Below are 15,360 nucleotides of genomic sequence, written 5' to 3' on the forward strand. Positions count from 1 at the left end.
ACGGTTCTAATCTATGGAATAAATTGATCGCACGCTCTAAAAAAACACTTGTTAAAAACAGTTTTCCTAACATTTTATTAACATTATATTTTAATTTTGTTATAAAACAAGGGAAGATGATTTTTTATCTAGAGCGCAAGTCGAGATTGAACAAATATCAATTTCTGCATATAGCAGAATGCGAATTATTACCCTTGGAAGATGGCAGAATAGAGCTTGAAAATCATGAATCCCTCTCAGAAGTACTAAGCATTCTTCCTAATAATATTAAAATATGTTCATACTGTTTTAAAAATAAGAGCAATCAGCTTGCTACAAAAGAAGCCAATGAAAAAAGAAATTTTTGATTGGATTCAGACCCTGAAGATTTAGTGATGTATTGTTAATATTAATATAAAGCGCAAATCTCAATTTGTTCTTAGTTTTAAACTGAATTAATTGAAGTTTTTTGTTTCTAAGATAAAAAGAGCGGTTCTTAATTACGACTGCTCTTTTTTAATTTATAGATGTCTGCTTGAAGATATTTTTTGATAAATAATATTCAAGTTGGATTTTTAACACTTGAAAATCAATTGGTTTTGGTATGAATGAATTCATCCCAACATCCAATGCAGATTTTCGATCATCTTCAAATGCACTTGCTGATATAGCAATTATTGGTACTGGATTATTGCGAAACTTTTCAGTATTCTGAATTTTTTCCGTTGCTCTGTATCCATTCATAATAGGCATATGAATATCCATTAAAATAAGATCATAAATAGTGTCGCTTTCAAAATATTTAAAGGCTTCCCTGCCATTGGAAACAGTATCATACTTAAATGATTGATCTCTCAAAAATTTTTCCAGTACAAGTCGGTTAATTTTATTATCCTCTGCTATTAAGATCCTTTTGTTTTCAAAGGAATCCACGATTAATTTAATAGAATTTACAGGTAAAAGATGAGTCTTAGATTGTTTAAGTCGAAGGCTGAAATAAAACATAGACCCCTGATTTGGTTTACTTTTTAGCTTAAGCTCTCCGCCCATTAGTGCAACAAGTTGATAACTGATCGTTAATCCTAAACCAGTACCACCATACATTCTTGTGGTTGAGCTATCATTTTGTACAAACGCATCAAATAAACGTTTTTGATCTTTTTCGTTAATTCCTATACCAGTATCCTTTACTTTAAACGACATTTCAATATAGTCATCGTTTAAATTACGAAGATCTATGATCAAATCTACATTCCCTGAGTGCGTAAATTTAATTGCATTGCTTAATAAATTAATGAGTACTTGTTGTAGCCTCATTATATCCCCAATAAGAGCTTTAGGAATATCATCATCGATATAAAAATTAAGTCTTATATCCTTTTCCTTAGCTAAGTGAGCGAGTAAGCCTTTCAAATTAATCACAATTTCAGAAAAATCGAATGGAATTTCTTCCATTTGCATCATTCCTTCTTCGAGCTTAGAATAATCCAAAATCATATTAACCAAGTTCAGTAAATGATTGGCACTGTAGTTAGCAAGTTTAATATTTTCTTGTTGCTCTACTTTTAAGCCATCAACTTCTATGGTTTGCATCATACCCAGTATTCCATTTAGCGGCGTGCGGATCTCGTGACTCATGTTAGCCAAAAACCTGGCTTTATATTTAGCATTGTTTTCAGATTTAAGCTTTTCTGTTGTCAAAACCTTTAGTGTTGTATTCAGCTTTTTTTCTAGCCGTTGAAAATTCATAAAAAGATTGCGAATCTCATTCGAAGAGAGTTTAAATTTTGGCTCAGATAACGCGTTGTGATTTGAAGTAGCAAAATCTTGATTTAAAAAATAGTCAAAGTTCTTATTGAGTAATTTTATATCATAGGTCAAAGTTTTTGCTAGATAGAGACTTAGAATAATAGCTATTAGAATGATAATTGCCGTTTGAATAATTAAATATTGCGTATTGCTTTTGTGTAAGCGATTTAGCTTATGATCAATAGTTGAAAATAAAGCAAGAATGATATTTTTTTCATCTAAATACTGCTTACGAATTTGATTGACCAAACCGTTACTATCATAATTTCCAAGCTGTGTACTCAAAAAGACATATTGATTAAATTTAATTTGATACGTGTCCAACACTGCAAGGGTGTTTAAATCCAGATTATGCCTATTCCTTAAATCACCTACCAAAATATTAAACTGCCTGAGATATGTGGAATCACGCCTTAACATATAATCTTTTTCGTGGCGTCTTAACTGTAGTACTGCAGCTCTTGAAATTTTAGAGTTGGCCTCAAGGGAATGTGCAGCTTCTCTTAAGGTTCCCTCAACTCCAAAATCTTTAAATCCTCGTTCTTTGAACCGTTCCCTCAATTGCTGCGTAGCGATGATCAATTGGCGATTATAAACTCCAAGGCTGTCTAGCAGGCCATTATTTAAATGTACATCTCTTATTTCAGGACGTAATTCCTGAATACCATTTTTAAAACTCTTAAGATTAGACAAGAAAGTATCGATATCCTTCTGTTTATTAATCTCATAAAAAGTGTCTTGTTTGTACCCTGATATTATAAAACTTTGATAATTATTAAAGTTTGATGAAAAATCATTGTGGAGCGACCTGACTTTCTGAGTTAACTTAGATAATTTTTCAGAATCCCTGCTCGTTGCCAAATACAAATAGAGACCAAGCGATAAAAAGCCACTGAACAATACAAAAGATATCCAAATCTGGATAGCAAAACTTTTGGGGATGAATTTCAAATCTGAGGGATTAAAAACGCAAGAATAAGCCAAATTTGAAAGGTTGACTTTAAGATTTTGTTACCAAATGTTTATCTAGCCTTTCAAATGGATGCTCATTTTTAGGAATACTTAATTACCACTATGTTAGTTTAGAATTTCCAAAGGTCGAACAAGGTACTTATGATTAGGAGTAGCTAAATTAAAATCCAACGTAACAACATTTTAATAATCATTTTTAGTTCACAAAATTCAAACTGATAAAGTGTGTACTGATTTGCTTAATATGGAATTACTCTTAAAGCAATTCAAGAATACCGATGAAAACATAAAAAACTATAAATCAGAGATCTTAAAGTATTTTTATTTAGCTTGAATAAATGCTTCAATGTGGCTGATTGATTAAATTGAACTCATAAACAAGTTTTAAAAATCTATGATTTAAAAATCTATGATTTTTTTACGAAATAATTCGATTAAGTGGTATTGAGATTATATTTTATTGTACTTAGGATATTCACTATGTATCGATTAATCCACAAAATCAATAATTTAGATAAATTTTGTTATTTAGGGATGGAGACTTTTAAATATACGCTATCGTCATTATAAAGTAGAAATCAATAGTCACATCATCCTACTAACATATAAACTGGAGTTGTATCAAACAATACGTAAATGCCCATTACCATTGGAAATTTCTCCACTAGTTGATTTGCTTTTAGTCTTCTTAAGTTTAGATTTAAGATTACACATATCTCTACTTATTTTTTGTTCTACAACTCGAGCATATTTTTGGGTGGTAGAAAGTTTGGTGTGACCAAGCATTTTAGAAACTGTTTCAATTGGAACATCGTTTAATAATGTGACAGTAGTTGCAAAAGTATGCCTGGCCACGTGAAAGGTTAGATTTTTATTAATCTTACATAGTTTCGCGATTTCTTTTAAATACTTATTTATTTTCTGATCACTAAATACGGGTAGTAACTTATTCGATTTTAAGTTATGTGAAACTTCTTCATACTTTTCTAAAATTTGCTTAGCCTGCTCCAACAGAGGTAGTTTTACTGGAGTCTTGGACTTCTGTCGTCGCACCATTATCCACTCTTCTTTATCGATACCATTTACCACGTCACCATTTTTCAAATTTTTGACCTCTATATAGCATAATCCGGTATAACAAGAGAAAACAAACACATCGCGAACTATACTCAAACTCTCATCAACCAAAACTATTGAAGAAATAGTTTTAAGCTCATTCTCTTCGAGAAAAGGACAATCGAAATCCTCATATTTTAACTGGTACAATGCAAAAGGATTAGATTTTATCCAACGATGCTTTAAGGCTAACGTGGTGAATTTCTTCAAGCGCTCCAAATGCTTCATCCTACCATTATTATTCAGTGGCTGTGATCTTTTGAGCGTCTTGCAGTCTCTTAGGTAATCTTCAAATTTTACAATGAATGTATAATCAATCTGTGTCAGATAAATATCATCACACTTATATTCAGACTTTATAAATCGTAAAATATATTTCTCTGTGGCAGCGTAATTCTTTGCTGTTCCAGGAGCTAATTTTTTTTAGATCATTTTCGGTATGGAATTGAATAAGATCTTTAATTGTAGAAACAGGTTTATCCTTTCCGGTACATCGTAGCTTAACTGCCTTAGCACTTATTGGAACTCCTTCATTTCTGAGTTCCCTATATGCTATCTTAATCTTAGAATATATAGTATCCAATTCGTCATTGGTACGCCTAGCGTCTTTAATGCGTTTTACAACCCTGCTGGACTTATCGCACCAATTTTTTTCTAAAACATTTTGTTTAGTACTTAAGTCTACTCTACTGGTACTTCCGATGGAGATACGAACATAGATTGGTAATGTTCCATCTTTTCGAACTGAATTTTTTTTCAGCCAAAAATGAACATTTAAAGTGTGTGAAGTAATCATAACTTTCGTTTAAGTTAAAAAATATGTTAAACGAAAGCCAAACCGCTCGATAGTCAAACCCGGTTATGATCCATAAATGTAGTAATTCCTTTCCTAAAAAAATAGGACATCAAATAGGACACCAACAAATATGCCTACAAAAGGGCATAAAAAAAACCAGTGAAAATGTATTTCACTGGTTTTCATAGATTTAGATATTAAACAATATATGTTAAATACCTATTTCGTCGGGGTGGCAGGATTCGAACCTGCGACCTCCTGCTCCCAAAGCAGGCGCGATGACCGGGCTACGCTACACCCCGATGGTGTATTTAAATTCAGTAGCGGAGAGACAGGGATTCGAACCCTGGCGACGGTTACCCGTCGACAGATTAGCAATCTGCTCCATTACCACTCTGGCACCTCTCCTAAAGAACGCTGCGTATCTCTCGAAACGCGGGTGCAAATATATATCTAAGTTTTGGATCAGCCAAAGGTTTTTTATGAATTTCTGTAACTTTTTTTCAATCTTTTTTTAACTATCTGAAAACAAATAAATCACAAAACTTTATTCGGGATATTCAATTCGCAAATGATAGATATTATTGAGTTTTGACTTCAATACTTTTTTGATAACCTGTATTTCCTTAAAAGTAATAGTCGCATTCAGAAACTGATTTTCGTCCATTTGTTTATTGATGATTTTTTCAACAAAAGAATCTATCAATACAGAAGTTGGATTCTTCAGACTCTTGCTGGCAGCTTCCACACTATCAGACATCATTAAAATGGCTGTCTCTTTACTAAAAGGCAATGGTCCGGGATATCTAAAATCTTCAATATTCACATCTTCATCCTGTTCCTGAGCTTTCTTATAAAAATAGTAAACAGTGCTGGTACCATGATGCGTTCTTATAAAGTCAATAACGCGATCCGGAAGGTTGTTTTTGCGTGCAATTTCAATACCATTAATAACGTGATCAATTATGATACGTGCACTCTCTCGAGGAGAAAGGTCTTCGTGTGTATTAATCCCTGTTGATTGATTTTCGGTGAAATCTGTAGGATTAACCATTTTACCAATATCGTGATACAAAGCCCCTACTCGTACAAGCATAGAATTAGCTCCTATTTCATTTGCTGCAGCTTCAGCAAGGTTAGCCACGTTTAAACTATGGTGAAACGTTCCTGGCGCTTTATTTGCCAGATCTTTTAAAAGCTTTGAATTGGTATCTGTAAGTTCTAATAAAGAAAGATCACTCACGAGACCAAAAATCTTTTCGTAGGCATAAATTAACGGTTGTACAAAAAGTGTTGCAAGACCGGTGATGATAAACGTACTAAAGGTTTCCCATTCCAGATTTTCTACCGTTCCTTCGTGAATTATATGAAAAGCAAAATAACCGATGATATAAATAAACGTGATCTGACCAACGGAAATAAACAAGTTAGCACGCTTATAAAGCTCAGAAATGGTTAGTATCGTTACGATACCCGCAATAACCTGCAGAAACATATATTCTGAAGTATTAGGCACAATAAACCCCAAAAGTAAAATCGTTATCACATGGGTAAAAAGGCCCAATCGGGAATCAAAAAACGCTTTGATCACTAACGGCAGAATACATAAAGGAACTACATAAACATAATTTGCATCATACTTTACAATTAGCGTTGTAAACAACACCATTAAGATGATATTAAAGAAAATAAAAGTAACCTTGGTATTATTTTCAAAAACTAACTCTCGGTAAGTTTTTATAAACAGTAATAGCATTGTTAGTGCTACCGAAACCAAAAGTACATAACCAAAAACTACCCAATTGTATTTTTTTGCTGTCCATGTTTGAGATTCATATTCCGCTTGAAGTGATTTTAGAATTTGATACGTACTTTGCTCTACGATCTCGCCTTTAGCTACAATACGACTTCCTTTATTCACTACACCTTTAGTAGGAGCTATTTTGCTCATCTCAGCATTGAGCTCTTTATTGGTAAGCTTTTCATCATAGGTGACGTTTGGCTGCACAACATCAAAAAACAATTCTTTAAACCGGTTTACAGCTTGTACATAAGGACCATTAACCAACTTTCTATTGATGAGTGCTGTGATTTCATCAGTAGTGTTTAGATTTTCAATTGAAGTTTCCTCTATTTCATTTCCACGCCGCAAGTAAATTTTTCGGCCTTCTTGAAAAGCTGTTAAATCACTAACTACACCGTACTTATAGATTTCATCTATAATTTTTAAACCAAAAGCTTTCAGTTCGCGCTGTCTGTCTCTAAAAATTGAATCGGTAAAGACTGAAGCAAACTGGTTTTCATAAGCGGCCTTAGCTTCATTAGCAATATCCTGATCGTATATAAAATAGGGAATAATATTGTTCTCAACTTCTGCCTTCTCCTGATCTAGCTGATCCTGACTTTTCAAAATAGCAAAATCTACAGGGGCATATAAATTATCATATTGCCAGGGTTTATTCTGCTGAAAATCAAACTGAAATTTCCCGCTTTTCGGAAAAAGATATACGATAAGAATTGTGCTTACAATACAAAGCAAAACCTTATATATCGAACCTTGATTTTTATAGAATCGGTTTAAAATAGTACTCATAAAAAAGCTGTGAAACAGTATTAATACAATTCAAAAAAACTGTTTCCAAGCGTTTTAAAACTTGACCAACAGAATATTGAAAGTATTCTGGTAAAAGTAAATAACCTTATGATAAAATCACGAGGTCTTAACAATGATAAAACCTTTGACTTCGAGGTTTGCTCTGAAGCATTTAAATCTCGATTATCTAGTAAAAGTACTAAAATTAAACGGGACGTTTACGCTGTTAAGCATAGGCTAAAATATAACGTTTTCGTTAGTATTTACTTAAGTTTGTATCACACAAAAAATTTACATTATGCAAAAAGAAATTGTCATTGTCTCGGCTGTTAGAACGCCAATAGGAAGCTTTTTAGGAAGTCTATCATCATTAACTGCTGTTACTCTGGGAACAGCAGCTATAAAAGGAGCTTTAAAGAAAATCAACCTCGACCCTAACCTTGTCAATGAGGTTTTTATGGGTAATGTTGTACAGGCCGGTGTTGGTCAGGCCCCTGCGAGACAGGCGGCTTTAGGTGCAGGTATCCCCAATTCGGTGCCTTGTACTACGGTAAATAAAGTTTGCGCTTCTGGGATGAAAGCGGTGATGTTTGCTGCACAATCTATCGCATTAGGTGATAACGAAATTGTAATTGCAGGTGGGATGGAAAGTATGAGTCAAATTCCCCATTATGTACATATGCGCAACGGACAAAAATTTGGTCCTGCTACACTTATTGACGGCATGCAAAAAGATGGACTCGTTGATGCTTATGACGGAAATGCAATGGGAGTTTGTGCAGATCTTTGCGCGAAAAAGTATGAATTTTCACGTGAAGATCAAGACGCGTTCGCTATAGAAAGTTACAAACGTTCTGCTGCCGCCTGGGAAGCTGGTAAATTTAATGATGAAGTTATTCCGATTGAAGTGCCACAGCGAAGAGGAGAGCCTCTTGTAATTAAAGAAGATGAAGAGTTCAAGAATGTGCGCATAGATAAAATTTCAAGTTTACGTCCTGCATTTTCTAAAGATGGTACAGTGACTGCTGCCAATGCTTCTACGATCAATGATGGTGCTGGAGCTGTTATTTTAATGACTAAAGAAAAAGCCAAAGAATTAGGTTTAGAAATCCTATGTACTATAAAAAGCTACGCTGATGCTGCTACAGAACCTGAATGGTTTACTACAGCTCCTTCTAAAGCTTTGCCAAAAGCTCTTGCAAAAGCTGGTGTTTCTCAAGATGAGATTGACTTCTTTGAATTTAATGAAGCATTTTCTGTTGTAGGTCTTGCTAATATGAAAATTCTAGGCCTTTCCTCTGAAAATGTAAACGTAAATGGAGGAGCGGTTTCTTTAGGTCATCCCTTAGGTTGCAGTGGTGTGCGTATTTTAATCACCTTAATAAATGTACTTAAACAACAACATGCAAAATTAGGTGCTGCGGCAATTTGTAATGGCGGCGGTGGCGCATCTGCAATGGTAATTTCAAGATAAGTTCACGAGCATTTGTATCTCGCTTTGTGAGTAAAAATCATTTGAATTACTTTTACCAAAATTTCAAAACCGCCTGATGAACTACGGCATTTGCCCATTAAGTATTGTACCGATGCGTTTAGAACCTGCTGATGCAGCAGAGATGGTTAATCAAGTACTTTATGGTGAACATTTTAAGGTGCTTGAAATTCGTAAAAAATGGAGTCGTATTCGTCTTGCTCATGACAAATATGAGGGCTGGATAGATAACAAGCAGTATAAAGAAATTACTGAAGAAAACTATTCTACTGCTGAAGAACGTATGCCACTTCTTGCGAGTGATTTACTTCAGATGGCAACATCGTCTGATTCTCACGTTTTGAGTTTACCGCTTGGTGCTCAATTAGCCAATCTTGATCTTACCGGTGATCACTATGACGGAAATTTTATTTCGGATAAAAAGGAAAAATCTGCCTTTATAAATACAGCACTTTTGTATTTAAAAAGCCCCTATTTATGGGGAGGAAGAACTCCGTTTGGTCTGGATTGTAGCGGTTTTACCCAGATGGTTTATCGGCTTAATGGTCATGCACTTTTTCGTGATGCATCACAGCAATCAGGTCAAGGTGAAGCCTTAAGTTTTATTGAAGAAAGTGAGCCGGGTGATCTAGCATTTTTTGATAATGACGAAGGACGTATTGTACACGTCGGTATTATGCTTCAGGATAATTATATCATTCACTGTCACGGGGAGGTTCGCATAGATCGTATTGATCACACTGGTATTTATAACGTAGACCGAAGAACACATACTCATAAATTACGTGTTATCAAGCGTATTCTATAGAAAACAAAAACGGTGATATTTTAAAGTATCACCGTTTTTGTTTTAAAGATTTTACAAATCTTAATCTTCTTTTTGATATTTAGCTTTTTTAGAACCCGCATAGATATCATATTTCACTAAACGTGACTCTAAAGATCCATTATATAATTTAATTTTTCTGGAAGTCCGCAGACCTACATGTTTAAGAGATTCTAGGTTTGAGGTGATAAACCAAGCTTCTGTATCTTTATAATTTTGTTTCAGCGTATCTCCTATATTTTTATAAAACGGTTCCATATCTATTTCTAATCGCTCTCCGTAAGGTGGATTAAAAACCATGTGCAAATGACGTTCTCGTTCTTTTTCCGAAGTAAAAAAATCAGCCTGCTTAACCGTTATAAATTCATCTAATTCAGCATTTTTAATATTCTCTTTGGCTTTTTCAACTGCAGATGGTGCCTTATCATAACCACTTATAGTAAAGTGAAATTCTCGAATCTTCTTTAGCGCAGCCGCTTCAATAGTGTCAAACAAATCAGGATCCCAATCATGCCAGTTTTCAAAACCAAATTGTCTTCGGTTTAAATTAGGTGGTATATTACACGCAATCATTGCTGCTTCTATAAGCATAGTCCCACTACCACACATAGGATCAAGAAAATCACTGTGTCCCTTCCAACCAGCAAGCATTAGACAGCCCGCTGCGAGAACTTCATTTATAGGTGCAATATTTGTTGCCAAGCGATAACCACGCTGATGCAGAGAAACCCCGCTACTATCTAATGAAATCGTACATTTGTTTTCTCTGATATGAATATCTATACTCAGACTCGGGAATTTTAGATCTACACTAGGGCGCTCCCCTGTGTTTTCTCTAAATTGATCTACAACAGCATCTTTTGCTTTTTGAGCAACAAACAACGAATGAGTAAATTGCTCACCACTAATAGTGGCATTTATAGCAAAGGTGTCATTAACACGCATATATTTACTCCAGTCAATACTCTTTACCGCAGCATATAATGCATTCTCATCCTTAACAACAAAAGACTTTAACGGCTTAAGGATTTTAATTGCGGTACGGCAACACAAATTAGCCTTGTACATAAAGCCTGTATCACCACTAAAACCAACACTACGCGTACCTATCTCTATATCTCCTGCTCCCAACTCGCGCAACTCACGAGCTAATAATTCTTCAAAACCAAATAAGGTTTTTGCGAGCATTTTAAAGTTCTCTTCCATTGCAAAAATTTAGATTGCAAAAATAGGTTAATTTTGTGGGCTTGCTACGACTAACCATTCCTAGCTGAATTTATATGATCTTTATTTTACCTATTGCCGCTGTCACTTTAGGCTTTTTAATAGCGTTAATCTTTAAACCTACTCTAAATAATACGGTAAAATTACTGCTATCCTTTAGTGGTGCATTCTTATTATCTATCACCATTTTTGAATTCTTACCCGGGCTTTATGCATCAGACTCTAAACAAATTGGTTTATATATAATGGGTGGTTTACTTCTGCAGATCTTACTAGAATTTTTATCGAGAGGAGCAGAACACGGTCATTTACATCTTGATACCAAAACCCAATCTATTCCTTGGTTACTTTTCATTAGCCTTGCTGTACATTCTATGTTTGAGGGATTTCCGTTATCGCAAAATCAGGATTTAGTTTATGGGATTGTAATTCACAAAATACCCATCGCAATTATAATAAGTTCCTTTTTGTTAGTATCGAATATCAGTAAAACTCAAATTCTTATTTTTCTGGTTTTCTTTGCGTTGATGACCCCTCTAGGAAGTTATTTAGGCACATTACATTTATGGTCTGAAAGCATCAAAAATAACATCAATGCTTTAGTTGTAGGCGTACTATTACACGTTTCCACAACGATTTTATTTGAATCTTCTAAGAACCATCAGTTCAATGCAACAAAATTTGGTGCAATACTCTTAGGTATTGGTCTTGCTTATATCCTCTAATTATGTTTAGCAGAGAAGAGTCAAAACAAATACGAGAGCAATTCTGGATTTTCTTCGGAAAAAGACATCCACGAAAGTGGTTACTATACGACACAAAAATCAAGGAAATCAATCTAAAATTTAGCTTTGATACTATAAAAGCCATAGTCTCTTTTGATATTGAAACGCACGATGATATTTTCAGAACGTACTATTATGAAAAATTTGAAAGTTTGAAAAATCTATTAAAGGCTGAAATTTCAGAGGAAATCATTTTAGATCAAGAGTACTTGCGCAGTAGTGGTAAAATTATCTCAAGAATTTATGTTGAGAAAAATGGAGTCAACATCCACAATAAAACCCACTGGCCTGAAGTGTTTGAGTTTTTTTACACCGAAATGCCAAAATTTGAATTATTCTGGTACGAATATCAAGAGTTTATAACGGCCTAAATAACATCGACCAAAATAAATAGAAAATGACAGATGCTTCCTGCCAATACAAATAGATGCCAAATAAAATGATTAAACGGAATTTTGCGTATTGCGTAAAATAAAATTCCTACGGTATAAAAACCACCTCCAAGCATCAATAAATTTATTCCTTGTTCTGAAGAAACTGTAACCAGATTATCCCAATCAAAAACGATTAGCCAACCCATCGCCAAATAAAGCACTAGAGATAAAATCTCAAACCTACCGGTAAAAAATAGCTTTAAAATTGTTCCTACAGCAGCAATTCCCCAAACTGTCCAGAAAATAATCCAGCCATTTCCCGACGCTAATGAAATTAGGGCTACGGGTGTATACGTTCCGGCAATTAAAAAGTAGATACTGATGTGATCTATCTTTCTAAAAATGTGCTTCCACGAAACCGAAGTTAGAATATGATAAATAGTAGAAGCTGTATAGAGTAAAATAATAGAAACCCCATAAAAAACAATACTCAAAGTACTATACGCGCTTTTATGTGCATCTAGAATAAGTAGATATATGAGGCCAAAAACTCCCATTAATGCGCCTATACCGTGCGATAATGCATTCCAAAATTCCTCTTCTTTCCAATTTAGGTTTAGATGCTTCATAAAAAAGCAAGTTAATTAAAAAGTAAAGCTTACCTCATTAAATTTATATTCGGCTACAGCAAAAATTATAGTGCTAATTTAAAAGAGGAGAAACTTTTAAAAAGCTAAGTGTGACCAATTTAGTTTTTATTATATTTATGAAAAATTTTTATTTCATAAACTTATTAATTCTTGTTTAAATGAAACAAATCGAAACATTTCCTTTTCTTAAAGTTGTTTTTTTAAGCGTTTTTATACTGAACGCAATCGCCTGCAAAAATACAACAGAACAAAAACCCGGTGAAGATTCTCCTGCTGAAGCTATAGATGAAGAATGGGTTTATCTTTTTGACGGAACAAGCCTTGAAGGATGGCGAGGTTACGGTCTAGACTCACTTCCTCCCGGGTGGACCATCAAAGACAGTATACTTACATTTGACACAGAACTGGGACTTGAGCAAAATTATAAAGGTGGAAAAGACATTATATACGGAGCTGAAGAATTTGATAATTTTGAACTTGATCTCGAGTGGAAAATTCCTGAAGGAGGAAACAGCGGAATTTTTTATCATGTTAAAGAAGGATACTCCGGTCCTCCTGTTGTTGCTCCTGAATACCAATTAATTGACGATGAGAATTATGCTAAAATCCATGATTTGACAAGCTATAATTCCCAATTCGGAGCAGAACATCCTGAAGAATTACAAGACTGGCAAAGTACGGGAGCCGATTATGCTATGCATACCCCAGATCAATCTAAAAAGCACCTGAACCCGGCCGGGGAATGGAATACCACCAAAATAATTTTTACACCTGAAAAAGTGGAGCATTGGCTCAACGGTGAAAAAATTCTCGAATTCGTTCCCTGGTCTGAAGAGTGGCAGCAAAAAAAACAATCGGGTAAATGGGATAATGCGCCTGATTACGGTAAGTTTAAAACCGGCTATATCGGTCTACAGGATCACTCGAGTGCTATATGGTTTAAAAATATCAAAATTAAAAAGCTTTAAAATAAAACGGATGGCTGAACAAAATAATAAAAGAAGGGATTTTCTAAAAAAAAGCGGCATCGGCGCATTAGGTTTGATGACATCGGGTACTATTCTGGCTGCAGAAGATTTACCGAATGTAAAGAAATCTGCTTCTTCCGATAAAAATGAGATCATACGTACCGCACATATAGGTGTGGGAGGTATGGGAGCTGAAGATTTAAAAGCTATGGCTTCACATCCTCAGGTTAAAGTAACTGCGCTATGTGATGTAGATGCTATTAATTTAGCTACGGCTCATAAAAATCATCCGGAAGCACGTATTTTTTTTGATTACAGAGCTATGTTAAGAGAACTGGGCGACGAGATAGATGCCGTGGTTGTTTCGACTCCAGATCACAGCCATGCTCCGGCTGCCCTACTTGCGATGAAAAATCAAAAGCCGGTCTATTGCCAGAAGCCTTTAACGCATTATGTTTCTGAGTCCCGCGAGATGCGGAAAATGGCAGCCGATAAAAATTTGGTAACCCAAATGGGAATTCAGGTTCATTCGTTTTACGATTACAAATTAGCCACGCTCCTAATACAATCAGGCATTATAGGTAAAGTACATACCGTTTATGCCTGGTCTCCTAAAAACTGGGGATACAATGGCCCGGAACCCGAGGGTTCAGATCCTGTACCCCCGCAACTAGATTGGAATCTTTGGTTAGGTACCGCTCAAGAAAGACCCTATAAAAACGGCTTTTACCACCCGGGAAATTGGAGAAAACTGGTTGACTACGGTTGTGCTACTTTGGGTGATATGGGGGTGCATATTTTTGACACGCCTTATAATGCTTTGGCCTTAGACGTCCCAAGAACGATAAAAAACGATTGTAGACCTCCTAATGATTTTGGCTACCCAGAGCAAAATACAGTAACTTATGAGTTTCCGGGTACAAAATACACGACAGATAGTTTAAAGTGGGTCTGGTCTGATGGCCCGGGAGCCCCCACTATTAATGAAGATTTGATACTTCCTGATTCTGAAACTACAAATTCAAAAACCAATTCTTCTAAAAACCAAAGTCTGGAAGACAAAACTTCTTTAGATTCCGGCCTAGCTGAAAAAGGAAAGTTACCAGATCAGGGAGCTATGTTTGTAGGTAAAAAAGGAAGACTACTTCTTCCCCATTTTATGCAGCTTCCTGTTAAAATAAAAAATGGGAAGTATGTAGATATTAGTAAAGAAATTGCAAAAATTTCTGAAGAACATCAATTGGAAGCTCCGGTCAGGGATTATCAATCAGAAAGTCCAAAACATTATCATGAATTTATCGACGCATGTTTAGGCAAAGGAAAAACTTCTGCTCCCTTTGATTATGGTGCACGTTTGACTGAAACAATTCTGCTAGGTGTTATTGCAGGTCGTTTCCCAAATCAAACACTGCACTGGGACGCTAAAACTGCCCGATTTGAAGAAGAAGAGGCCAATACTTATCTTCAGGGCACATACAGATCTTTTTAAAAAGAAGTTTTAAGCTAACAACAGACTATTAGAAAAACAAGCAGTATTTTAAGGTTACCCTTTGGCAAGCCTACCTTTCACAGGTAGGCTTTGTCTTTTCAAATTTAAGATCTTATAGTTTTAAGGATTCCACTACAATCCCTAACGCATTTTTAATCTTTAGTCTTTCTTCTTTTTTCTAGGGTCTCCAGTATACTATTTCATTTTTGGGCATAAAAAAAGTCCGCATCAACTAAATGATGCGGACTTCTAAAACAAGGCGGCGACCTACTCTCCCACGAGATGCA

At 35.1% G+C, this 15,360-nt stretch carries 12 protein-coding genes and 2 tRNA genes; 6 read left to right on the forward strand and 8 right to left on the reverse strand.

The window, feature by feature from the left end:
* Positions 1-495: 495 nt before the first annotated feature.
* The 6 genes from DSM03_RS17650 to DSM03_RS17670 form a co-directional block, all read right to left on the reverse strand.
* On the reverse strand, positions 496-2,739 hold the full coding sequence (locus tag DSM03_RS17650) for a hybrid sensor histidine kinase/response regulator (RefSeq protein WP_128762823.1): 2,244 nt from the start codon (positions 2,737-2,739) through the stop codon (positions 496-498).
* A 642-nt stretch (positions 2,740-3,381) separates the two neighbouring features.
* Positions 3,382-4,248 (reverse strand): site-specific integrase, encoded by an 867-nt coding sequence (locus DSM03_RS17655; RefSeq protein WP_338068113.1) that lies wholly within the window; start codon positions 4,246-4,248, stop codon positions 3,382-3,384.
* Positions 4,226-4,672, reverse strand: coding sequence for an Arm DNA-binding domain-containing protein (locus tag DSM03_RS19170; RefSeq protein ID WP_236638948.1), 447 nt, complete (start codon positions 4,670-4,672; stop codon positions 4,226-4,228). The genes DSM03_RS17655 and DSM03_RS19170 overlap by 23 nt, the downstream gene beginning before the upstream one ends.
* 227 nt (positions 4,673-4,899) lie before the next feature.
* Positions 4,900-4,974: transfer RNA gene (locus DSM03_RS17660), tRNA-Pro, on the reverse strand.
* Between the two features lie 22 nt (positions 4,975-4,996).
* Positions 4,997-5,080: transfer RNA gene (locus tag DSM03_RS17665), tRNA-Ser, on the reverse strand.
* 139 nt (positions 5,081-5,219) lie between these two features.
* Positions 5,220-7,265 (reverse strand): HD family phosphohydrolase, encoded by a 2,046-nt coding sequence (locus tag DSM03_RS17670; RefSeq protein WP_128762824.1) that lies wholly within the window; start codon positions 7,263-7,265, stop codon positions 5,220-5,222.
* 298 nt (positions 7,266-7,563) lie between these two features.
* Here DSM03_RS17670 and DSM03_RS17675 point away from each other — a divergent pair, with 298 nt between their 5' ends.
* Both DSM03_RS17675 and DSM03_RS17680 read left to right on the forward strand, forming a co-directional pair.
* Positions 7,564-8,739 (forward strand): acetyl-CoA C-acyltransferase, encoded by a 1,176-nt coding sequence (locus DSM03_RS17675; RefSeq protein ID WP_128762825.1) that lies wholly within the window; start codon positions 7,564-7,566, stop codon positions 8,737-8,739.
* A 76-nt stretch (positions 8,740-8,815) separates the two neighbouring features.
* Complete coding sequence (locus DSM03_RS17680; RefSeq protein WP_201740477.1) at positions 8,816-9,565, forward strand: C40 family peptidase; 750 nt, start codon at positions 8,816-8,818, stop codon at positions 9,563-9,565.
* A gap of 60 nt (positions 9,566-9,625) precedes the next feature.
* On the opposite strand, the gene DSM03_RS17685 is transcribed toward DSM03_RS17680, so the two are convergent.
* Positions 9,626-10,789, reverse strand: coding sequence for a THUMP domain-containing class I SAM-dependent RNA methyltransferase (locus DSM03_RS17685; RefSeq protein ID WP_128762826.1), 1,164 nt, complete (start codon positions 10,787-10,789; stop codon positions 9,626-9,628).
* A 74-nt stretch (positions 10,790-10,863) separates the two neighbouring features.
* Here DSM03_RS17685 and DSM03_RS17690 point away from each other — a divergent pair, with 74 nt between their 5' ends.
* Both DSM03_RS17690 and DSM03_RS17695 read left to right on the forward strand, forming a co-directional pair.
* Positions 10,864-11,532, forward strand: coding sequence for a ZIP family metal transporter (locus DSM03_RS17690; RefSeq protein ID WP_128762827.1), 669 nt, complete (start codon positions 10,864-10,866; stop codon positions 11,530-11,532).
* 2 nt (positions 11,533-11,534) lie between these two features.
* On the forward strand, positions 11,535-11,963 hold the full coding sequence (locus DSM03_RS17695) for a DUF4268 domain-containing protein (RefSeq protein ID WP_128762828.1): 429 nt from the start codon (positions 11,535-11,537) through the stop codon (positions 11,961-11,963).
* Here DSM03_RS17695 and trhA read toward each other — a convergent pair.
* Positions 11,960-12,595 (reverse strand): PAQR family membrane homeostasis protein TrhA, encoded by a 636-nt coding sequence (gene trhA, locus DSM03_RS17700; RefSeq protein ID WP_128762829.1) that lies wholly within the window; start codon positions 12,593-12,595, stop codon positions 11,960-11,962. The two genes, DSM03_RS17695 and trhA, sit on opposite strands and share 4 nt — an antisense overlap.
* A 179-nt stretch (positions 12,596-12,774) precedes the next feature.
* Between trhA and DSM03_RS17705 the strand changes: the two genes are divergently transcribed.
* Both DSM03_RS17705 and DSM03_RS17710 read left to right on the forward strand, forming a co-directional pair.
* Positions 12,775-13,584, forward strand: a complete 810-nt coding sequence (locus tag DSM03_RS17705) for a 3-keto-disaccharide hydrolase (RefSeq protein ID WP_128762830.1) — start codon at positions 12,775-12,777, stop codon at positions 13,582-13,584.
* Positions 13,585-13,594: 10 nt separating this feature from the next.
* Positions 13,595-15,073: a Gfo/Idh/MocA family protein gene (locus tag DSM03_RS17710; RefSeq protein WP_201740478.1), complete on the forward strand. Its 1,479-nt coding sequence runs from the start codon at positions 13,595-13,597 to the stop codon at positions 15,071-15,073.
* Positions 15,074-15,360 lie beyond the last annotated feature (287 nt).

The sequence above is a fragment of the Leeuwenhoekiella aestuarii genome, from assembly GCF_004104055.1.
Taxonomy (GTDB): Bacteria; Bacteroidota; Bacteroidia; order Flavobacteriales; family Flavobacteriaceae; genus Leeuwenhoekiella; species Leeuwenhoekiella aestuarii.

Coding starts and splice junctions, on each gene's coding strand:
- DSM03_RS19170 (WP_236638948.1), bottom strand. CDS start 4,672: ATGATTACTTCACACACTTTAAATGTTCATTTTTGGCTGAAAAAAAAT.
- DSM03_RS17670 (WP_128762824.1), bottom strand. CDS start 7,265: ATGAGTACTATTTTAAACCGATTCTATAAAAATCAAGGTTCGATATAT.
- DSM03_RS17675 (WP_128762825.1), top strand. CDS start 7,564: ATGCAAAAAGAAATTGTCATTGTCTCGGCTGTTAGAACGCCAATAGGA.
- DSM03_RS17680 (WP_201740477.1), top strand. CDS start 8,816: ATGAACTACGGCATTTGCCCATTAAGTATTGTACCGATGCGTTTAGAA.
- DSM03_RS17685 (WP_128762826.1), bottom strand. CDS start 10,789: ATGGAAGAGAACTTTAAAATGCTCGCAAAAACCTTATTTGGTTTTGAA.
- DSM03_RS17690 (WP_128762827.1), top strand. CDS start 10,864: ATGATCTTTATTTTACCTATTGCCGCTGTCACTTTAGGCTTTTTAATA.
- DSM03_RS17695 (WP_128762828.1), top strand. CDS start 11,535: ATGTTTAGCAGAGAAGAGTCAAAACAAATACGAGAGCAATTCTGGATT.
- trhA (WP_128762829.1), bottom strand. CDS start 12,595: ATGAAGCATCTAAACCTAAATTGGAAAGAAGAGGAATTTTGGAATGCA.
- DSM03_RS17705 (WP_128762830.1), top strand. CDS start 12,775: ATGAAACAAATCGAAACATTTCCTTTTCTTAAAGTTGTTTTTTTAAGC.
- DSM03_RS17710 (WP_201740478.1), top strand. CDS start 13,595: ATGGCTGAACAAAATAATAAAAGAAGGGATTTTCTAAAAAAAAGCGGC.